The following is a 4,798-nucleotide window of genomic DNA, read 5'->3' on the forward strand; positions in this document are numbered from 1 at the left end:
TTTTGATTCGTTCCAGTCCCGCGCTGCGGGTACCGGACGGCCGCCACGACTGTACCGCGACAGTGCAGCCGAAATACTGTGGTGTTCGCCTCAGTCCTCGCGGCGCCGGCGCCGACCGCCGCCCTCGGACGGGGAGCTTTGCAGCCGCGCCAGCAGATCCGCTACCGACTGAACGCCGGATTGCGGTTCCGCTGCCTCCGACAGCGGGTCTGTGCTGCGATGACGGGCACTGGCCGGTGGCGGCGGCGACATGGCCGGGGCCCCGTCCGGGGTCGGCGACGGGGGTGGTGGAGCAGGGGGTGGCGGCGGGAACATCGCCGGGGCCGGTGCCGAACCGGCGATGCCTGTCTCGGAGTAATCGGCGGAATGACGCGATTCTGCGAGACGACCCGATTCGCCCCAGGTGCCGCCCGCTTCGCTGTTGCTCGGCGTCGGCTCGGCGTCGGCGCTGGAATGGCGCCCCCGCCGCTCGCGGTGCGGCTGAGCGACAGGCTGGTCACGGGAGGGCCCGTCGTCATACGCCCATGGCGTCGGTGGCGGAAACTGGAACTGACCGGCGTTCCTGTTGCTGCCGGATATTCCCGTAGAGGGCGACTGGCCCCCGGAGCCGGCCGGCTGCCAACCTGCCGGTTGCTCGGGCTGCCGTGGCGCCTCAGCCGCCGGCGGCCAGGTGACCCGCGGCTGCTGTAGTGGCTCCGGCGGCGGGGCCGGGGCCGGCGGCGCGAACTGTGCTTCTGTCGTTGGGGGTTCAGCTCCCCGCTGCGAGCGCCCCGGCGCGGGCCATCCACCGGGCTGGCCCGCTGGCGGAGCCCAGCTTCGGGCCTCTTGCAGACGTTCAACCGGATTTGGGGGCGGTGCGGGTGCCTGCGGCGGAGTCCAGCTGGCGTCCAGCACCGGCTCGTGGCGCGCAGCCGGGGTTTCCTGGTCGCTGTAACGCCGATGCGAACCACGACCCGGCTCGGTAGCTTCACCCGCTCGGGTCTGGCGCGGCGGGTACGCCTCGTGCAGCTGCGGCGCGTAATCCGGCTGGTAGCTCTCCGTGCTGGGTTGCCGCGGCTGGGTGGGCACCAGCGGTTCCTCATGCACGTCGATGATCGAGTCGTCAGGCCGTCGAGACGGCTCTTCGGCCCGGACGGATTGCACACGGTTGATGCGCTCGCGGGCACTTTCGCTGTCGCGCTCCCATTCGCTGTAGCCGCGCACGGCCCGGCGTTCACCTTCCAGCGCGGGGCGGTGACTGAGCTCAGCGTCGAACAGGATCTCCAAATTGGTGCGCAGCGCGGCAAGCTCGGCCCGAAGCTCGGAGACTTCGTCGCTGGCTTGCGCGCGCAGTTCGGTGGCCAGCTCGCGACGTAGCTGAGATTCCACGGTGAGCTCGTACTCGCGGCGCGCCGAGATTTCCCGGTCCAACTGCAAGTCGTAAACCAGCTTCAGATCCCGCGCCCGGGCTTGATTCATGTCGCTCTGCCGACGGTAGATCACCGAGACGAACGCAGCCACGACGGCTGCCCACAGCGCGAGGATCACCGCGAGCTTGAGAAGCTCTACCTTGTTGGTGAAGACGAGGGCGGAACTAGCGCCGATGGCCAGAACCAGCAACACCGTCAACAGCACCCAACCCGGTCCGCGGCCGCCGCGCCGCACCCGGGCGCCGCGGGACAGATCGGTCATGGCCCGACTGTACCGGCCCTGAGTCGCTCCGCGTGTCGTCGCGTTCCGGCGTTTCTCACCTGGACTAATCGTGAAAATCGGGTGATCGCCGGGCCGGGCTAATTTTCGGCGCCCTCACCATTCGCAGTCGGGTCTGCCGGCGACTTGCAGCAATGTTGCAACCACAGTGCGGCAGCCACCAGAGCCAGCGCGCTAATGGCTGCCACGGCTGTGCCGGCGGTGTCCTCAGCGGCGACTCTGAGCCACGACCGGCGCGGCAGCAGATACACCAGCACACCTACCCACCAGCCCGTCGCCGCCGCGCCCACCCAGGCCGACGCCTGGGCGATGACCAGACTGCGGGCTACCGCCAGCGGGTGCAGCCAGCCTGGCCCGTCGCCGATCTCGCCGTCGGCGATCTTGGCGCGTATGTGACGCCCCCACATCGTCTCCACACCGCCGATCACAATCAGCGAAAGACCCGTCCACACCGTGATCGGCGGAAACCACCGGTAGATCACTGTGAGCAGCGGATAGCTCGCGGCCGCGGTGCCGAGCGCCGCAGCAGCCAGGTCACGTCTGCGGGTAGGGCCCATCAGGCGCCGGTGCGCGGCTCTAGGACAAGCTCGGTGTGCCGCACACCCGCACGATCGGTCGGATCCAGCTCGGCGATCAGCTTGGCAACCGATTGCTTTCCGCCAGCCACCGTCAGCGTCGCGCCCGGGTCGACGGCCAGCCAGGGAATCAACACGAAAGCGCGCAGGTGGGCCAGCGGGTGCGGCAGAGTCAACCCGTCTTGTAGAGAGAACAGCTCGCTATCGCCCTCCAGCGACGTCAAGTGACATGAGACGAGGTCAACGTCGAGGGTGCGGGGGCCCCATTTCTGCCCGCGCACTCGATCCGCGGCGAGCTCCATCTCCTGTGCACGGCGCAGCCAGCCCTGTCCGTCGAGCGTCGCGTCCTCGGCGATCAGCACCGCGTTGAGAAACGGGCCCTGCTCGACCCCGCCCCAGGCCGACGTCTCATACACCGGGGACACCGCTTGCACCGCGTCGCCGAGCCGGTCGAGCACAGACTGCAGCCGGGCCAGCCGGTCACCGATGTTGGATCCGATCGACAACACGACGCGGGTCACGCTGGAACCACCTGCCCCCGTCCGCCGCGGCGAGATCGGCGCGCCACCACGGCGACGTCGTCGAAGGTCTGCGCAATGGGAGCTTGCGGCTTGTGCACTGTCACCTCCACTGCATGCACGCGATGGTCCCTCATGACGTCTTCGGCGATCTCGCCGGCGACCGTTTCGATCAAATTACGGGCCTCACCCGCGACGATGGCGGCCACCCGCTCCGCAAGAACGCCGTAGTCGTAGGTATCTGCCAGATCGTCGCTGGCCGCCGCGTCCAGCAGATCGATCCAGACAGTGACATCGACGACGAACTCCTGACCATCGGCGCGCTCGTAGTCGAATACACCATGGTTGCCGCGAACTTTCAAGCCGCGCAACTCGATACGATCAGCCAACCGACCCCACCGCCCCAGCCTGTGTCCATGCCTCGACGACCTTCACCGCATCGACGGACGCGCGGACGTCGTGTACCCGAATCCCCCACGCACCATGCAACGCGGCCAGAGCCGACACCACCGCGGTTGCCGTCTCGCGGCCCTCCGGTGGCCGAGCCTGGCCGTCAGGACCGGCCAGCAAGTCACCCAAAAACCGTTTGCGTGATGCGCCGACCAGCACCGGAAACCCGCACGCCACCAATTCGGGCAATGCGTGCAACAACGCCCAGTTGTCGTGGGCGGACTTCGCGAAGCCCAAGCCGGGATCGATGATCAGCTTGGCTGGATTCACCCCCGCGGTAACGGCACTGTCCACGCAGGCCATCAAATCGGCGCGAACTTCGGCAACCACGTCGCGATAGGGCGGCACTTGATGCGGCTTCTCGGCCGACACCGAGCGCCAGTGCATCAGCACCCACGGCACATCGGCCTCGACTAGCAGCGCCGCCATGTTCTCGTCGGCACGACCGCCGGAGACGTCGTTGACCATTGCAGCGCCACTTTCCAGGGCCGCCCGGGCCACACCGGCGTGCATAGTGTCGATACTGACGGTAATTCCCTGGGCAGCAAGCTCTTTGACGACGGGCACGACGCGGGCTGTCTCGATCCGCGGATCGACACGCTGCGCGCCCGGTCGCGTCGACTCGCCGCCGACATCGATGATCGTCGCCCCGTCGGCAACCAGCGCCAACCCTTGCTGCACCGCGCGATCGGCAGCGAGGTAACGCCCGCCATCGGAGAACGAATCGTCGGTGACGTTCACCACTCCCACGACTTGGACGTGCGTGACGCTCACTTGCGCAAGATCAGATCGAGCGCTTCGGCTCGAGATGCACTGTTGGACTTGAACTGTCCGCGCACTGCCGACGTCGTGGTGACCGTTCCCGGCTTACGAACTCCCCGCATGGACATGCAGAGATGCTCGGCCTCGATCACGACGATGGCGCCGCGGGGATCGAGTTTGCGCATCAGCGCATCAGCGATCTGGGCAGTGAGACGCTCCTGTACCTGCGGCCGCTTGGCGTACATGTCGACCAGTCGGGCGATCTTCGACAACCCGGTCACCCGGCCGTCGCGCCCGGGGATGTACCCGACATGTGCCACACCGTGGAATGCCACCAGGTGATGTTCGCAGGTGGAGTACATCGGAATCTCTTTGATCAAGACCAGCTCGTCATGCTGCTCATCAAAGGTGGTGTCCAGCACGGTATCCGGATCGGTGTACAGACCGGCGAAGATCTCTTGGAAACTGCGGGCAACTCGGGCCGGCGTATCCACCAGACCGTGCCGGTCTGGATCTTCGCCAATGGCATAGAGCAATTCGCGGATCGCGGCCTCGGCGCGCGGGGTGTCGAACACCGGCTTGGTCATGGTCGCGGTGTGGGAATTCGGCTGCACCATGGCAGTCTCCGTTCGTGTCAGCCGTGTGTCGACGGGTTGGACGGACCCGGGCCTCCACTGGGCGGGTCGGCAGCCTGGCCCGGTGCGGGTGCACCGGGCGGCGGATACGGCGGGTAGGGCGGGCCGGCGTGCTGGTGGGGTGGTGCCGCCCAGGACGGAGGTGGTGGATACCAGTAGCCCGGCTGCT

The 4,798-nt window shown here is 67.5% G+C and carries 6 protein-coding genes; all 6 read right to left on the bottom strand.

The window, feature by feature from the left end; all coding sequences use genetic code 11:
* Window positions 1-90: 90 nt before the first annotated feature.
* The 6 genes from AC2VOU_RS13320 to folE all read right to left on the bottom strand — a co-directional run bounded on the left by AC2VOU_RS13320 (window position 91) and on the right by folE (window position 4,611).
* Window positions 91-1,671, bottom strand: a complete 1,581-nt coding sequence (locus AC2VOU_RS13320) for a DUF6779 domain-containing protein (RefSeq protein WP_486957807.1) — start codon at window positions 1,669-1,671, stop codon at window positions 91-93.
* A gap of 98 nt (window positions 1,672-1,769) precedes the next feature.
* Window positions 1,770-2,246: a DUF3180 domain-containing protein gene (locus tag AC2VOU_RS13325; protein WP_486957808.1), complete on the bottom strand. Its 477-nt coding sequence runs from the start codon at window positions 2,244-2,246 to the stop codon at window positions 1,770-1,772.
* Window positions 2,246-2,785: a 2-amino-4-hydroxy-6-hydroxymethyldihydropteridine diphosphokinase gene (gene folK / locus AC2VOU_RS13330; RefSeq protein WP_486957809.1), complete on the bottom strand. Its 540-nt coding sequence runs from the start codon at window positions 2,783-2,785 to the stop codon at window positions 2,246-2,248. Before folK ends, AC2VOU_RS13325 begins: the two co-directional genes overlap by 1 nt.
* On the bottom strand, window positions 2,782-3,171 hold the full coding sequence (folB, locus tag AC2VOU_RS13335; RefSeq protein ID WP_486957810.1) for a dihydroneopterin aldolase: 390 nt from the start codon (window positions 3,169-3,171) through the stop codon (window positions 2,782-2,784). Before folB ends, folK begins: the two co-directional genes overlap by 4 nt.
* Window positions 3,164-4,006 carry a dihydropteroate synthase gene (gene folP, locus AC2VOU_RS13340; RefSeq protein ID WP_486957811.1) on the bottom strand — a complete coding sequence of 281 codons (843 nt, stop codon included), beginning with the start codon at window positions 4,004-4,006 and terminating at the stop codon, window positions 3,164-3,166. Before folP ends, folB begins: the two co-directional genes overlap by 8 nt.
* Window positions 4,003-4,611 (bottom strand): GTP cyclohydrolase I FolE, encoded by a 609-nt coding sequence (folE, locus tag AC2VOU_RS13345; RefSeq protein WP_486957812.1) that lies wholly within the window; start codon window positions 4,609-4,611, stop codon window positions 4,003-4,005. Before folE ends, folP begins: the two co-directional genes overlap by 4 nt.
* Between the last annotated feature and the right edge of the window lie 187 nt (window positions 4,612-4,798).

The sequence above is a fragment of the Mycobacterium sp. TH-M25 genome (assembly GCF_057473665.1).

Excerpts from the sequence above, each read along its gene's own strand:
- AC2VOU_RS13320 (WP_486957807.1), bottom strand. The coding sequence starts at position 1,671 with ATGACCGATCTGTCCCGCGGCGCCCGGGTGCGGCGCGGCGGCCGCGGA.
- AC2VOU_RS13325 (WP_486957808.1), bottom strand. The coding sequence starts at position 2,246 with ATGGGCCCTACCCGCAGACGTGACCTGGCTGCTGCGGCGCTCGGCACC.
- folE (WP_486957812.1), bottom strand. The coding sequence starts at position 4,611 with ATGGTGCAGCCGAATTCCCACACCGCGACCATGACCAAGCCGGTGTTC.